Annotated in this window: 13 protein-coding genes; 5 read left to right on the forward strand and 8 right to left on the reverse strand. The window is 74.5% G+C overall.

Annotation, left to right across the window (positions count from 1 at the left end; all coding sequences use genetic code 11):
* Positions 1 to 77: 77 nt before the first annotated feature.
* From ACIGXM_RS18495 to ACIGXM_RS18530, 8 genes are all read right to left on the reverse strand, one after another.
* Complete coding sequence (locus tag ACIGXM_RS18495) at positions 78 to 965, reverse strand: hypothetical protein (RefSeq protein ID WP_396562078.1); 888 nt, start codon at positions 963 to 965, stop codon at positions 78 to 80.
* Complete coding sequence (locus tag ACIGXM_RS18500; protein ID WP_396562080.1) at positions 962 to 1,990, reverse strand: type II secretion system F family protein; 1,029 nt, start codon at positions 1,988 to 1,990, stop codon at positions 962 to 964. Before ACIGXM_RS18500 ends, ACIGXM_RS18495 begins: the two co-directional genes overlap by 4 nt.
* A 247-nt stretch (positions 1,991 to 2,237) precedes the next feature.
* The gene (locus ACIGXM_RS18505; RefSeq protein ID WP_396562543.1) at positions 2,238 to 3,842 is read right to left on the reverse strand and encodes a CpaF family protein; all 1,605 of its coding nucleotides are present in this window, start codon (positions 3,840 to 3,842) and stop codon (positions 2,238 to 2,240) included.
* Between the two features lie 31 nt (positions 3,843 to 3,873).
* Positions 3,874 to 5,331 (reverse strand): hypothetical protein, encoded by a 1,458-nt coding sequence (locus ACIGXM_RS18510; protein ID WP_396562081.1) that lies wholly within the window; start codon positions 5,329 to 5,331, stop codon positions 3,874 to 3,876.
* Positions 5,331 to 6,119, reverse strand: a complete 789-nt coding sequence (locus tag ACIGXM_RS18515; protein WP_396562083.1) for an SAF domain-containing protein — start codon at positions 6,117 to 6,119, stop codon at positions 5,331 to 5,333. The genes ACIGXM_RS18510 and ACIGXM_RS18515 overlap by 1 nt, the downstream gene beginning before the upstream one ends.
* A 75-nt stretch (positions 6,120 to 6,194) precedes the next feature.
* On the reverse strand, positions 6,195 to 7,223 hold the full coding sequence (locus ACIGXM_RS18520; protein ID WP_396562085.1) for a hypothetical protein: 1,029 nt from the start codon (positions 7,221 to 7,223) through the stop codon (positions 6,195 to 6,197).
* Entirely contained in the window at positions 7,217 to 7,699 is a 483-nt protein-coding gene (locus ACIGXM_RS18525) for a hypothetical protein (protein ID WP_396562087.1), read from the reverse strand. Before ACIGXM_RS18525 ends, ACIGXM_RS18520 begins: the two co-directional genes overlap by 7 nt.
* 356 nt (positions 7,700 to 8,055) lie before the next feature.
* Positions 8,056 to 8,901 (reverse strand): hypothetical protein, encoded by an 846-nt coding sequence (locus tag ACIGXM_RS18530; RefSeq protein ID WP_396562088.1) that lies wholly within the window; start codon positions 8,899 to 8,901, stop codon positions 8,056 to 8,058.
* Between the two features lie 398 nt (positions 8,902 to 9,299).
* Between ACIGXM_RS18530 and ACIGXM_RS18535 the strand changes: the two genes are divergently transcribed.
* From ACIGXM_RS18535 to ACIGXM_RS18555, 5 genes are all read left to right on the forward strand, one after another.
* Positions 9,300 to 9,695 carry a pyridoxamine 5'-phosphate oxidase family protein gene (locus tag ACIGXM_RS18535; protein ID WP_396562090.1) on the forward strand — a complete coding sequence of 132 codons (396 nt, stop codon included), beginning with the start codon at positions 9,300 to 9,302 and terminating at the stop codon, positions 9,693 to 9,695.
* Between the two features lie 184 nt (positions 9,696 to 9,879).
* Positions 9,880 to 10,332: a MaoC family dehydratase gene (locus ACIGXM_RS18540; protein WP_396562092.1), complete on the forward strand. Its 453-nt coding sequence runs from the start codon at positions 9,880 to 9,882 to the stop codon at positions 10,330 to 10,332.
* A 287-nt stretch (positions 10,333 to 10,619) separates the two neighbouring features.
* Positions 10,620 to 11,804, forward strand: a complete 1,185-nt coding sequence (locus ACIGXM_RS18545; RefSeq protein WP_396562545.1) for an MBL fold metallo-hydrolase — start codon at positions 10,620 to 10,622, stop codon at positions 11,802 to 11,804.
* Between the two features lie 121 nt (positions 11,805 to 11,925).
* Positions 11,926 to 12,843, forward strand: coding sequence for an acyl-CoA thioesterase (locus ACIGXM_RS18550; RefSeq protein WP_396562094.1), 918 nt, complete (start codon positions 11,926 to 11,928; stop codon positions 12,841 to 12,843).
* 74 nt (positions 12,844 to 12,917) lie between these two features.
* The gene (locus tag ACIGXM_RS18555; RefSeq protein WP_396562096.1) at positions 12,918 to 13,556 is read left to right on the forward strand and encodes a TetR/AcrR family transcriptional regulator; all 639 of its coding nucleotides are present in this window, start codon (positions 12,918 to 12,920) and stop codon (positions 13,554 to 13,556) included.
* Positions 13,557 to 14,018 lie beyond the last annotated feature (462 nt).

The raw sequence follows: 14,018 nt of genomic DNA on the forward strand, positions 1-14,018 counted from the left end.
CCGGTGGGCCGGAGTGGACTTGATCCGGACGGGGGTGCAGCGGGGGAAGTCGGCCGGTCCTTCGGAAGACCGGCCCTTCAGAAGACATGGAGCATCTGGTACAGCGCGGGGTAGACGATCAGGACGGTCATCAGCAGGGTGAGTGCCGCGCCGGGCGCCACCATCCGCTCGCTGTCGGTGCCGGCCTTGGCCAGCTCGTCGGCGAGCAGCTCGTCCCGCAGGCCCTTGGCCCGGGCTCGCAGGGTGTCGTACACGGCGGCGCCGTCGGTGCCCGAGATCCGCATGATGTCGGCGACGTCCTGCAGCGGAGTCAGGCCGAGCTCCTCGGCGAGCGTGTCCAGGCCGTCCCAGGGCGGCAGCCGGTCGGTGGCGGCCCGCTCCAGGGCGTCCCGGATCCGGCGCAGCACCGCGCCGCGGCCGATCGCCGCCGCCCGGCGCATCGCCTCGGCCGGGCCGTGGTCGGACGCCCGCTCCAGCGCGACGAGTTCGAGGTAGGCCGCGATGCCGTGCAGGTACTCGACCCTGGCCTCCTTCGCCTCGCTCTGCACGATGGCGTCGGGCAGCAGCCAGCCGCCCGCGGCCATGCCGAGCCCGGCCAGCATCGGAACCGCCACCGGCAGGGCCACGCCGCCGACCGCTGCCATCGCGGACAGGTAACCGGGCAGCACCAGGCCGATCAGGGCGAAGAGCAGCTTGTGCGCCATGAAACGAGCCGGGGTGCGGCCGACCAGAGCCAGCTCCTGCTGCGGCACCCGGGCACCGACCACGGCCAGTGCACGGGCGCCGAGCTGGTCGTACCAGCTCGCCCGGACGGTGGTGGCGGCCGTGCGCCGGGGGTTCGGGGCGCGGTGCAGGCGCTCCAGGGCCTGACCCAGGTCGGGTGGCGCGGGGCGGAGTTCGGAGATCAGCACGGCCAGTCCGCCGGCGGCGGTGGCACCGGCCAGCACGGCCCAGGGCGAGATCATCGGGCCTCCCTGAGCAGGGACTGGCCGGCGGCCGGTCCGCCGTCGGGGGTGCGGGCCGGGTCGGGGACGTGTCCGGGGTCGGCGGATCCGCGGTCCTCGCCCGGGTCGTGCTCGCCGTCCGACTCCGGCAGTGCCATCACCCGGCTGCGCCGGTCGGGTTCCAGCAGGCGTGGCAGCGGCGGATTGGCCGCGAGCGACCGCATCCAGGCGATCACGGCGACGAAGAGCGCGGCCAGCACGCCGAGCACCACCTGGCCCTGGAAGGTGCTGTAGGGCGCGGTGTAGCGGCTGTTGAACGAGCCGACCACGATCACGATCAGGATGATCCCGACCAACCAGCGGATGGTCGTCCGGTGCTTGGCCCGGTCCGCCTCGATCGAGCGGCGCTGGCGCACCTCGTCGCGGACCGAGTCCGCCAGGTCGGCCAGCGACCTCGCCAGCCCCGGACCGCTGTCGCCGGAGCGCAGCAGCAGGGCGGCCAGCACCTTGTCGGCGGTGGCGTCGGCGAGGCTGTCGGCGAAGGCGCGCAGCGCGTCCTCGACCCTCCAGCGGGCCTGCAGGCGGGAGGCGAGATCGTCGATCTCGTCGGCGAGCGCGGCGGGGGCGGTCCGACGGCTGGTCAGCAGCGCCTGGTTGAGGCCGGTGCCGAGGAGCAGGACGTCGGCCAGCCGCTGGGTCCACTCGGCCAGCGCCTCCAGGCGGACGATCTGCCGGGTGTCCGAGCGGGTCGCGGCGAACAGCCAGGGGAGGCCGAAGACGGCCAGTGGCGCCAGGCCGGCGGTGACCGGGATCCCGGTGAACAGCCAGAGCAGCGGCGCGGCGGCCAGCGAGAGGCCGAGCTGGATCCGGCGCAGTCGGGCCGTCCCGGGGCTCGCCGCACCGGGCGCGCCGTACCAGAGGACGTGCGCCCGGGTGGCGAGCGGGCCGGGCTCGGCGGGCCGGCCGGCCCGGGTGCCGCGAACGCCGACGACCAGTGCGACCAGACCACCCGACAGCAGGACCCCGCACAGGGTGTAGAGGAGCATCAGTGGCCCCTTCCAAGGGTGGTGAGCGGTGCTCTCGGGGTTGGCGGTGTTGGCATGGGAGCGGCGCTCTTCTTCGTGAGCAGCGCTCTCGGCTTCGGCGCGAGAGCGCTGCTCTCGTCCGTGAGCGGTGCCCGAAAGGAGATCAGTGATCTCGTTTTGGAGCGGCGATCTCGGCAGCAGAGCAGTGCTCTCGCGCCGGATGCCGTGGACTGCGAGCGGAGCACCGCTCTCGTTTCGGGCACTGCGTTCATCGCAGACCACCGATCCGCAACGAGAGCGGTGCACTCCAACTGCCGTACGCCGACTGCAGGAGCCCGGCGTCGAAGCCGGCCCGTCGCAGGTCGTCCAGGCAGTGCGGCGGCGTGTGCGGGACGGCTCTGGGCTCGCCGAGATCCGGGCGGGGGCCGAACACCGTGTTGAGCGCCGGCCGGCCGTTCTCCCCGAGCCCGGTAACCTCCAGCACGTGCGACACGAACCGGTGACGCTGCCCGCCGACGGCCGTCTCGTCCACCATCGCCACGTGCACGATCAGGTCCACCGCGTTGGCGGTGAGCCGGTAGGCGAGGCTGTCGGTCATGTGTGAGCCGTACTCCAGGCAGAGCTCGGCGATCCGGTCGACCACCATGTGCGGTCCCCGGGCGTGCAGGGTGCACATCGACCCGCCCTCGCCGTTGGTCATCACCCGCAGCATCGGCACCACCTCGCCCGAGCGGACCTCGCCCACGATGATCCGGGAGAGCGTCATCCGCAGTGCGGCCGGGATGAGTTCACCGATCGTGAGCTCACCGGCGACCCGGCCGTCGACCCGTTCGCCGTTCCCCTCCCGGGCCTCCATCGGCACGACCTGACGCAGGTGTCCCAGCGTGTGCAGCCACAGCTCGAACTCCGACTCCAGAGTGCCGATCCGCTCGTCCGGCGGGATCTCGGCGGCCATCGCCCGCAGCAGGCTGGTCTTGCCGACGCCCTGGGTCCCCGTGATCATCACGTTCTTCCGGGCCCGGATGGCCGAGGCCAGGAAGGCGGCGATGGTCGAATCGACGGTCCCGAGGGTCACCAGGTCGGCCAGGGTGGCCGAGGCCACCCGGTGGCGGCGGATCGCGACGTACGGCCGCGGGGTCACCTCGGTCAGCGCCTGCAGCCGCATGCCCCCCTCCAGGCGAAGCGCCAGAGTCGGACTCGCGGTGCTCAGGGTCCGCTCACCGCCGCCGTGCTGGCGGGCCAAGTCCTGGAGCAGCTCGACGAGTTCGGCATCGCTGTTGGCCACCGGCGGCACCTGGCGCAGGGGTTGGTGGACCCGGGAGACCCAGACGTCGTCGCATCCGTTGATCACGATGTTCTCGATGTCGGGATCGTCCAGGTAGGGCTGCAACCGGCCGGCCCGGAACATCAGGTCGTAGACGGCCTCGGCCAGCGCGCGGTCCTGCTCGCGGGTCGGGCTCACCCCGTGGGTCACCGCGTACGCGTCCGACCAGCGGGCCACCGCCTCCTCGATCAGCGCCCGGCCACGCTGCCGCCGGGTCGCCCGGTCGGTGTCGGGCCCGTGGGTCCCGGGCGCCCGGGAGAGCTGCTGGTGCAGTTCGGTGGCGACCTGCCGCTTGAGCTCGCGGGCGACCTGCGGATCGACGGCGGGGACCGACCCGACCTCCCACGTCCCGGTGGCGGGCAGCACGGGCAGGCCCGACGGGGTGGAGGTCGCGCCGGGCGTCGGCACGGAGGCGGCGGACGGGACGGACGGACGGGCCGCCGCCACCCGTGCACCGGCGCGCGGCCCGGCACCCGACGGCTCCGGCTCCGCCGGACGCGTGCCGGGCACCACGGCCCACGGCAGGGCGGCTTGATCGGCCGGATCCATCGGGGCGGTCGCGGGCACGTCCCGCATCGGGCTACCGCGCACGGAGCACCTCTCCCGGGGCGTCGGCGCTCTCCGCGGGGGCGGGGAACGGTTCGGGCGCGGCCGGATGTGGCGCTATTCCGGCGAACGGCGGTGGCACGGGGGCAGCGACGGGTTCCGGCGCGGTGCCGGCCTCCTGGACGGCCCCGGTCTGCGGTCCGTGGAACTGACCGGACGCAGCGGCGTAGCCGGCCGGACCGGGCCGTGGTGCCGGGGCCGCGGCCATCGGGCCGGGGAGCACCGCACCGTTCACCGGGGGCCCGGGGGTGAAGGGAGTGCCCTCCGCCCAGGCCGGTTCGCCGACCGGACCGAAGTTCCGACCGGACGGTGGGGCGTAGGCAGCGCCGCCGTGCGGTTCATGGGCCTGCCCCTCGGCGTGGAAAGCCGGCGGGGCCGACTCCTGGGGCCGAGCGAGGGGGTAGGAGTCCACGGTCGACGGGTCCGCCCAGCCGTTCCACCCGCCGGCGGAGCCGGGCCCGCCCGGGAGGTCGGCGGCGGGGCTCGCAGGGGCGCCGGTGGCGGCAGGGCCGGCATTGACCGCAGGGCCGGCATTGACGACAGGGCCGGTGGGAACGCCCGGGACAGCGGGGACACCGGGAACAGCGGCGGCGACACCCGAGCCGGCGGGCACACCCGAGGTGCCGGCCCCGGTGGAGGCCCCGGGCGTGAGCCGCACCCGGCGTCGCCCGACGAGCGCCTGCAACTCGTCGGCCGCCGTCCGCACCGTGCGCATCAACTCCGAGCGGACGAACCGCCGGTCCGTGCTGTCACCGCCGTCCGAGAGGACGCGGGCCGTGCGGACCGCGTGCGGCAGCGTGGCGAGCACCGGCAGCCCGAACTCGCGGGTGATCTCCGCCGCCGGGTACGGGCCCTCGGCGACGACCAGCAGGCCGAGCGCGTCCGCGCCGGTCCCGGCGCTCTCCAGGTCCGCGCGGAGCGCGGCCAGCCGCGGCCGGGCCGTGCTGAGCCCGCGCAGCGTGCTCCGCACGGTCACCGCGACCGCGTCGGCCCGCCGGGCCAGCACCGCGCTGCGCCCGAACGCGCCGGACCGACCGAGGTCCAGCAGCACGTCGTAGCCCTGCGCCTCCAGCCCGTGCAGCGTCTCGACCAACGGCTCCCAGGTGTAGGCGAGCCCGGCGGCCTGGGCCGGGTCGGTCAGGCCGGGCAGCAGCAGCCGGTCCCCCGCGCCCTCCGGCGAGACGTCGATCAGCTGCTCCCACAGGGTCTGCGCGAGCAGGCCGCGCCGGTCCGCGACCGCGAGGTTGCGCAGTCCGTACACCGCCTCGACCCGGCCCTCCAGCGCGCCGGCCAGCGCCGCCCCGCCGTCCGGGTCGCACTCGACGAGCAGCACCCTGCGCCCGGCCGGCAGCGGCCAGGCGAGCAACAGGGCGAGGGCCGTGGTGGTGGCCCCGGGCGCACCCGGGCCACCGGCGATCGCGATCACCGCCATCAGGAACCGCCCCCGCTCTGGCCACCCGTGCTCGGACTCGACGACGCCTGTGGTGAGGACGAGGGCGACCGCGCCGCCAGGATCACCTCGACCCGACCGCTCGCCACCCAGGCCGCCAGCGTCGGCCCGTTGCTCGCCGGCACCGCGACGTTCACCACCTGCCCGCCGTCGCTGTCCGGTTTGCTCGCGTCCGCGACCACCGCGTTCATCGTGGTCGGCGATCCCCCGGGTAGTCCGCCGGTGGACGGATCGCCGGTCAGCACGAGGACCACCTGCTGGCCGGCCTCGAGGTCGCCGGCGGGCAGTTGGCCGCGCTTGAGCGAGACCCCGACCACCTGCTGGTCCGGCTGCACCACCAGCGCCCGGGTGATGTCCGCCACCAGCAGCAGCGCCCCGCGGTGCAGGTCGGTGGTGGCCCGCTGGCCGATCGCCAGCTGCTCGTCGGCCGCGGTCACCGGAGCCAGCGCCGGGTCGCTGGCGATCCGCGCCACCACCAGGTCGGCCGCGGTCAGCGGCTGTCCGTACGGGACGTCACGGGCCAGTGCCAGCACGGCGATCCGCTGGCCGGTGCTGTTGTAGAGGACGGCGCCGCCGAGCCCGCCGGCCGCGATCAGCGCGGCGGCCATCGCGATCACCGCGGGCCGGCGGCGCCGGGCGCGCAGCGAACGGGACGGCGCGACCGGGTCCGGCCGCTCCTCCGAGCGCGCCGGCACCGCCACCCCGGCCGCCTGCTCCCAGCCGAAGGCGGACCTGCCGAGGGTCGGTGCCGGGAAGGTGCGGTTCTCCATCGGGCGTCGGCCTTCCTCACGAGGTACGGGGTACCACCAGGTACGGGGTTTCGGGTACAGGTGCTGTGCTACGGGCTAGTTGAGGACCTGCAACTCGTTCACCGACAGCCCGATCGGGTCGCTCGCCACGGTGATCGTGAGGTCCGGATAGGCCTGGTCGCCGGCGGTGTTGTTCCACGAACTGACCGTCCAGTACTCGGTGGCCGTCAGGTAGAACCCCGCCGTGCCCCCCGCGGCGGCCGAGGCACCGGCCGTCGGGGTGGTCGCCTTGCTGAACGTCCTGGTGCACGCGCCGGCCGGCACGTCCTGCTCCAGGCCCGGCTGGTACGGCACCCCGGGCCCCCCGCAGTCGAGCACCGCCTCCTGGCCGGTCGTCGGATCGACGTAGCCGAGGTCCCAGAGCACGTGGTCGAGCCGCGCGGTGGCGGTCACCGAGAGGCCGTTGAGCGAGACCGTGGTGCTCTGCGGTCCGACCGTCTGGTCCTGGTCCGCGGCCGAGGTCTCGTACCAGAACCAGACCGGCACCCCCACCAGCGCCGTGCCGGCCGGCGCGGTGTGCACCACCGGTTTGGCGAACTTCAGTTGCTTGACGGCCATCTGGGCCACCGTGCCCGGGTCGGGCGGCGCCTGCCCGACCCCCGGCGGCTTGGCCAGCCAGACCGGGCTCTCGACCTCCAGCCCGCCGCCGGTCAGCGCGCAGGCCTTGGCGTACACCGCGCCGTCACTCGAGCTGTGGCCGCCCCAGAGCGGATCGCCCGGATCCGGCTGCGGACTCAACTCGTCGAAGTAGCAGCCGGACGAGCTGTCGAACCAGCCGTAGTCCGGATCCCAGCACGGCCACTGCTGACCGTTCCAACTGCACATCGCCGGGCCGCCGCCACCCCCCGAGCCGGTACCGCCACCACCGCCGGAGCCCGGCGTCGGGCTGCTCCCCGGCGAGGTGACCACCACGCAGACCTCCAACACCACACAGGGGTTGACGCCACCCCTGGTGGGTCCGGCCGCCGCGGCGGGCGGGGTCGTGCCGGGTAGCAGGGTCGTGCCGGCCAGCAGACCGGCGATCAGCAGGAGTTGGCCCATCGTGCGGCGTAATGACCTCAACATGTCCGGCCCGCCTCGCGGTTGAACTCGAATACCTTCCAACTGCTGTCATTGATCCGCAGCACCACGGTCGCCGGGTAGCGGGTGAGGCGCTGCGGTGGATCCTCGATGGCGCCGCTGTGGGCGTCCGCCTGGTGCCAGCCGGTGACGTCCACGCAGTCCTCGATCACCGCGCTCTGCGGACTGCTCCGCAGGTCGAGTTGCCGAACCACCGGGTCGGTGGCGGGCGCACCGGTCATCACCAGCTGCGCCTGGTGCAACTGCTGCAGGCTGACCAGCACTTGGCTGAGCGCCTGCCCGTTGGAGTACGCCCGCACCTGCGCACCGGTCTGGTCACCGGTGGCGAACGCCTGGACCTGCGCCGCCCACCAGGCCTGGTAGGCCCGGAGCACCACCCGCGCCACCGCCGCGTCGGGTCCGCTGCTGGGAACCGCCGCGCCGCCCGACGGACCGGGCTGCGGCACACCGGACTGCGACACCCCGGAGGAATCCGGCGACGCTTCCGACGACGGCTGCGAAGGCACCCCCGAGCCGCCGGCAACTCCCGTACCGGGAACGCCCGGTGCGAGCCGGGCCGCGGTCCCCGCCGAGGCCGCGCAGCCGGCCGGGAGAAGCGTGAGCAGAACCGCCGCACCGACCCCGACCGCCCTCAGGCGTAAGACCGCCCTCAGGCGTGACAAAGCCTTGCTACGGCACATAACCCCACCTTGCCGCGACTAACTCGACGACAACCGGCCGAAGTTGGCAGAAAACACCCACCTGTTGCCCAAGTACGGCGTGGGCACCGATTCTTCGCCAACCCACCCGCGCCCGGCAACACCTTGGGCCCCTGACCTTACGCGGAAGGCGGATCGGTTGGGGCACTTTCCCGCCACAGAACAGCCAACAGTTCTTCGGAAACCGACAATCCGGCCAGCGCGCCACGCACCGCGGCGCGATTGCGTATCAACAACCGGCCACCGGCGGGCGGCACCAGCAGCCGTGCCTCGACCCCCGACGCCAGCTCGCCCCGTGCCAGTTCGGCCACCACCGCAGGCTGCAGATCGGCCGGCCCGACCGCGGGCGGCGCACCCGGCACGCCCTTCTCCAGCACCCGGGCGAGCGCCCAGCTGAACGAACCCTCCGCACCCGGCAGCACCGCCGACCGGCCGCGCCGACCACCCGGGTACGGCCCGACTCTTCCCCACAGCGGGACTCTGGAGTGCGCCAGCAGCTCGGCCGCCCCCTGCTCGCCGGTGGATCCGCCGAGCGCCGCCCAGGTGTCCGGGGCGGCGACGGCGTCCACCAGGAGCAGTGCCTCCTCCTGCGCGCCGTGCACCATGGTGCTCACCACCCAGTCCCACGCCAGTCCGCGCCGGTAGGCGTTGTCGGGCGTGCTGCCCGCGGTGACCAGCGCCAGCCGTCGCGCGCGCGGGTCGGCCACCAGCTGGCCCAACAGGCAGACCACCAGCCAGCGCCCCTCCTGCTTGGCCGCCTCGCGCAGCGCGGTCAGAATCGTGTTCGCGTCCGCTCCGGGGGGCACCAGCGTGGTCCGACAGCCCTGGTTGCCGGTGTCGAAACAGACCCCGGGCAGCGCCTCGGCCAACAGCCGCGCGCCGCGCGCGGCCCGCGCCGAGCCGCCGAAGCTGCGCTCCGGACCGCCGTCCGCGCCGATCACCACCAGTTCCACCCCGCCGCTCATGCCCGCACCCCTTCGTCGCCCGTCGCCACCCCGCCGGCGTCACCCGCCGCTTCCCACCCGGCCCACTGGTACCGCGCGCCACCTTCCGCACGCCACCCACGCCGCCCGTGCCGCCGGCGCCGGACCGGGTCACCGACGGGACGTCACCGCCCCCGGCGCGTCGCTCACCTCACACTCTGCCGCACGGCCGCCCGCCGGGTGGGGGTCTCGGCGAGAACACCTCGATCGGGTGTCCGGCGAAGTGGACCGCCCCGGTCCCCCCGGACGGTGACCCCGGCCCGTCGGACGGTGACCCCGACCCACCCGGACGGTGATCCCGGTCACTCTCCGCCACGGCTTGCAGACTCCGGGACCATGGGCCCTATCGGCCCGCCCCGCCTGGGCGCACCATCTGGGGTATGGACCATCCGGACCGCATCGAGGACCTGAGCGAGGCCGACTGCCTGCGCCTGCTGGCCACCGTGCCCATCGGGCGCGTGGTGTACACCGAGCACGCGCTGCCCGCCGTGCTGCCGGTCGTCTTCCGGCTCGACCCGGACGGCCGGCTGGTCCTCGCGCTGCTGCCGGACCCCGGCCGCTCCCGCGCGCTGGACGGGACGGTGATCGCGTTCCAGGCCGACCACCTAGACGCCGCCGGCGGCACCGGTTGGAGCGTGCTGGCGCACGGCCGGGCCGAGGTGCTCCGCGACCCGGCGCGGCGCCACGCGCTGCTGAGCACCGGGCCGCGGCTCTGGCTGACCGAGCGCGAGCCGATGTTCGTCCTGTTCACCCCCGAGCTGCTCGCCGGGCGCTGACTGCGCCCGCCCGCCAGCGCCGCCCCGCGGCCCGCTCCGGCCCCGCAGCCCGCCGGCGCGGCTTGCGGGCACCGGCCCCTCGGGTGACCGGCCGGTAGGACTACGCTCCCCGAAACGGGTGGCCGGCCGTCGAGCCGGGCCGAGCCGTCCGTCCCGAGTCCGCACCGGCCCTCAGGAGCGCAGCATGACGACGTTCACCACCCTCGACGAGCTGACCGCCGCCGTCGGCACCGAACTGGGCACCAGCGCGTGGCACACCGTGACCCAGGAGCAGGTCAACCAGTTCGCCGAGGCCACCGGCGACCACCAGTGGATCCACGTCGACCCCGAGCGCGCCAAGGAGGGCCCGTTCGGCGGCCCGATCGCGCACGGCTACCTGACCCTCTCGCTGATCCCGCTGCTGGCCAAGGAGTGCTACGGCGTCGGCGGCGTCCGGATGGCGGTCAACTACGGCTCGGACAAGGTCCGGTTCCCCGCCCCGCTGCCGGTCGGCACCGCGGTCCGGGCCACCGCCGAGCTGCTCTCGGTGACCGAGGTGTCCGGCGGGGCGCAGGCCGTGGTCCGGTTCTCGGTGGTGAGCGAGGCCAGCCCGAAGCCGCACTGCGTCGCGGAGACGATCACCCGCTTCTACGTCTGACGCTCCCGCGGCTGCCGCCTGCACCTGTCACGGCGCCTGCTGACGGCCTGTCCGGCGTCGCCTCGAACGGAGGGTCGAATCCCCGATCCGACGGGCCGAGCGGCCGAGGGACCGGTAGTCTCCCGATGAGGTGTTGATCGTATCGAGCGGGCCCACCGGACGGCAGGCCCGCTCGGCGTCGTGTGACGTCCGTTCCAGGACTTCTAGGACTAGGAGCTGCCGTGCTACCCGGCCCCGTCCCCTGGTACTCCCGAGTCTTCGAACTGCTCTCCCCCGGGACCGGTGGACTGCGCGGGCTGTCGACCGCCGGCTGGCACCGCGTCCGGGCGAAGGCCTTCGGGGCCGAGCCGGCCGGCGAGCGGCTGGCCCGGATCCGGCGCAGCCCGCACTTCGTCGACGGGGCCTTCCGCAACCCGGTGCCGACCCGCCGGCTGGTCTACGAGCGGTCGCCGCTGGAGATCACCCGCGCCCAGCTGACCACCGACCGGGGCCGCCGGGTGCCCGGCAACCCGGTACCGGTGCACCCGCTGCGGGCGGCGGACCTCACCGTCCCGCCCACCTCCGGGCTGCGGCTGACCTGGCTCGGCCACGCCACCGTGCTGGCCGAGCTGGACGGCCGCCGGGTGCTCTTCGACCCGGTCTGGGGTGAGCGCTGCTCGCCGTTCACGGGGATCGGCCCCAAGCGGCTGCACCCGGCGCCGATCCGGATCGCCGACCTCGGTCCGGTCGACGTCGTGGTGATCTCCCACGACCACTACGACCACCTGGACATGACCTCGGTGCGGGCCCTGATCGGCAGCGGCGCGCAGTTCGCGGTGCCGCTCGGAGTCGGCGCGCACCTGGAGCACTGGGGCGTGCCGGCGCACCGGATCACCGAACTGGACTGGTGGGAGTCGACCGAGGTCGCGGGCCTGACCCTGACCGCCACCCCGGCGCGGCACTACTGCAGCCGCGGCCCGCGCACCAGCACCCACTTCCTGTGGGCCTCCTGGGCGGTGGCCGGCCCAGCGCACCGGGTGTTCCACAGTGGCGACACCGGCTACTTCCCCGGCTTCGCGGAGATCGGCGGCCGGCTCGGCCCGTTCGACGCCACGATGGTGCAGGTCGGCGCGTACAGCCGGTTCTGGCCCGAGGTGCACATGACGCCGGAGGAGGGCGTCCGGGCACACCTGGACCTCGGCGGCGCGGTGCTGCTGCCGATCCACTGGGGCACCTTCAACCTCGCGCCGCACCCGTGGGAGGAACCGGTCGAGCGGACCGTCGCCGAGGCCCGGTCGCTGGCCGTCACGGTGGCCGTGCCACGGCCCGGGGTGCCGTTCGAGCCGGCCGAACCGCCGGAGCCGGAGAGCTGGTGGCGCGCGGTGGTGGGCCGCCCGGAGCCGCTGGTGGTCGAGGCGCAGGCCGCCGAGCCACTGGGGGAGCCGCAGTCGGTGCCGGACGAGGCCTCCCACGGCGACGAGGTCCCCGCCTGACCGCGGGCGCGGGCCGGCCAGGGGCGCGGGCCGCTCACCCCGCCCGGCTGCGCCGCCGCCCCGCGGGTGCCCGTTACCAAGCTCACAGCCCGGTCGGCCCACCCTCTGTCACTATGATCCGATGACTGACGCGGTGACGGTGGAGCAGCAGGAGGCGGGGGCCGGCAGATCGTTCCGCGACCTGCTGCGGATCGACCAGCTCGACGAGAACGCGTTCCGCGGCCGCTGCCACGCCGGCGCACCGATGCGGGCCTTCGGTGGCCAGGTGGCCGCCCAGGCACTGACCGCCGGCGGCCGGACCGTGCGGGCCGGGCGTCAGGTGCACTCGCTGCACGGCTACTTCCTGCTTCCCGGCGACCCGACCGAGCCGATCGACTACCAGGTGGACCGGGTCCGCGACGGCCTCTCCTACGCGACCCGGCGGGTGACGGCGGTCCAGCGCGGCCATGCGATCTTCACGCTCTCCGCCTCGTTCAAGACGCCCGAGCAGGGGCCCGAGCGCAGGCGCACCATGCCGCCGGTGCCCGGGCCGGATGAGCTGCCCGACCCGATCCGGCGCTGGGCCGAGACCGACCCGGAGGACTTCGGCCGGGCCGCCGGCTTCCACTCGCTGGACATCCGGTTCGTCCCGGCCGACGCACCCGGCCTGCCACCCGCCGTCCCGGGCATGCCGCAGCAGTTCGTCTGGGTGCGGACCCGCACCGAGCTGCCGGCGGACGACCCGTTGCTCCAGGTCTGCGCGCTGACCTACCTCTCCGACCTGACGCTGGCCTCCACCACCGCGCTGCACCTGCAGCAGCACCGGTTCCAGCGGACCGGGCCGACCCGGGTGGCGCTGGCCTCACTCGACCACGCGATGTGGTTCCACCGGCCGTTCCGCGCCGACGACTGGCTGCTCTTCGCGCAGCGCAGCCCGACCGCGGGGGACGGCCGCGGGCTGGCCATGGGCGAGTTCTACGACCGGGACGGCGTGCTGGTCGCCTCCGCCGTCCAGGAGACGCTGCTGCGCGAGCGCGGACCGGTCCGCCCGCTGGGCTGAGCCCGGCCACCGCCCCGCTCCCACCCCCGCCCGCGTCATATTCACCGTGCGGAGCGGCCCGTATCATGGTGTGGGTGACGACCAAGGTTGACCTGTCACCCCGTCCGATCGAGGCGATGTCGCCCCGTCAGCTGGAGCGCCGCCGGAGCCTGATCGCGGCCTCGCTCGCCCTGGTCACCGAGACCGGCGTGGAGCGGCTGCAGATGAAGCAGGTGTGCGAGCGCTCCGGGGTCGCCCTCGGCACGGCCTACCGTTATTTCTCCTCCAAGGAGCACCTGCTCGCCGCCGCGATCGCCGACTGGCACCGGCTGCTGCTCGCCGATCTGGTCGCGGAGCCACGCCGGCCGCGCGGCCTGCCGGAGTCGGCCGGCCCGTCGGAGCCGTCCGACCGGATGCTGCGGTTCGTCCGGCACGGCATGCGGGCCTACCAGCGGCAACCGCAGCTCGCCCATCTGCGGGTGACCGTGGCGGGCTCCACCGACCCGTTCGCCAGCGAGGCGCTGCAGGGCATGGCCCGGGCGGACGCGCTGGCGCTGCGGGCGGTGATGTCCGACGTGCCACCCGCGGAGAGCGACCTGGTCGGCCGGATCGTGGCGCACGCCTGGCAGGGCGAACTGACCGCGTGGGTCACCGGTCGGGCCACCCTGGGCGATGCCCGGCGCCGGCTGGAGGACGTGGTGCGCCTGGTGCTGGCGCCGTACGGGACGGCCTGAGCGACCCTCCGCCATTCCTCCGTCCGGGTGAATTCCCAGCCCGACCGCGCGCCGCGTCCCACGGTCATCTCCCTTGGCGTGCCCGGGCGGTGCCACCTGAGCACGGTCGGTTACCAAAAGCAACCGCACATTACAGAAAGTCAGATGAGTGGCATGCTGGCGGACACCGACCGGCCCCGCCCGTCGCTCGGGGCCGCCCGGTCGCCGCACCGTCGCCGACCGGTCGCCGCCATCACCGCGTCCTTCCTCCCGTCCGTCCGAAAGCCGATCAGCATGTCCGTCCAGACGGCCGGCGCACCCGCCGGCCGGACCCGGGGCGCGGAGCCGGCGCCCCCGCCCCGCCCGGTCCCGCCTTCCGCGCTCCGTCCCTCCTCCAGTCGAACGCAAGCCGCTGACCAGCGGATCCACACAGAGTCCGACCCGCCGCCGCGGTTTCCGCGCAGGCTTCCGGACCACCGTTCC

It is taken from the genome of Kitasatospora sp. NPDC052896 (assembly GCF_044547075.1).
GTDB lineage: Bacteria > Actinomycetota > Actinomycetes > Streptomycetales > Streptomycetaceae > Kitasatospora.

What these genes read in the sequence shown, in the direction of transcription:
- ACIGXM_RS18495 (WP_396562078.1), bottom strand. Translation starts at nt 965, where the DNA reads ATGATCTCGCCCTGGGCCGTGCTGGCCGGTGCCACCGCCGCCGGCGGA.
- ACIGXM_RS18500 (WP_396562080.1), bottom strand. Translation starts at nt 1,990, where the DNA reads ATGCTCCTCTACACCCTGTGCGGGGTCCTGCTGTCGGGTGGTCTGGTC.
- ACIGXM_RS18505 (WP_396562543.1), bottom strand. Translation starts at nt 3,842, where the DNA reads ATGGATCCGGCCGATCAAGCCGCCCTGCCGTGGGCCGTGGTGCCCGGC.
- ACIGXM_RS18510 (WP_396562081.1), bottom strand. Translation starts at nt 5,331, where the DNA reads ATGGCGGTGATCGCGATCGCCGGTGGCCCGGGTGCGCCCGGGGCCACC.
- ACIGXM_RS18515 (WP_396562083.1), bottom strand. Translation starts at nt 6,119, where the DNA reads ATGGAGAACCGCACCTTCCCGGCACCGACCCTCGGCAGGTCCGCCTTC.
- ACIGXM_RS18520 (WP_396562085.1), bottom strand. Translation starts at nt 7,223, where the DNA reads ATGTTGAGGTCATTACGCCGCACGATGGGCCAACTCCTGCTGATCGCC.
- ACIGXM_RS18530 (WP_396562088.1), bottom strand. Translation starts at nt 8,901, where the DNA reads ATGAGCGGCGGGGTGGAACTGGTGGTGATCGGCGCGGACGGCGGTCCG.
- ACIGXM_RS18535 (WP_396562090.1), top strand. Translation starts at nt 9,300, where the DNA reads ATGGACCATCCGGACCGCATCGAGGACCTGAGCGAGGCCGACTGCCTG.
- ACIGXM_RS18540 (WP_396562092.1), top strand. Translation starts at nt 9,880, where the DNA reads ATGACGACGTTCACCACCCTCGACGAGCTGACCGCCGCCGTCGGCACC.
- ACIGXM_RS18550 (WP_396562094.1), top strand. Translation starts at nt 11,926, where the DNA reads ATGACTGACGCGGTGACGGTGGAGCAGCAGGAGGCGGGGGCCGGCAGA.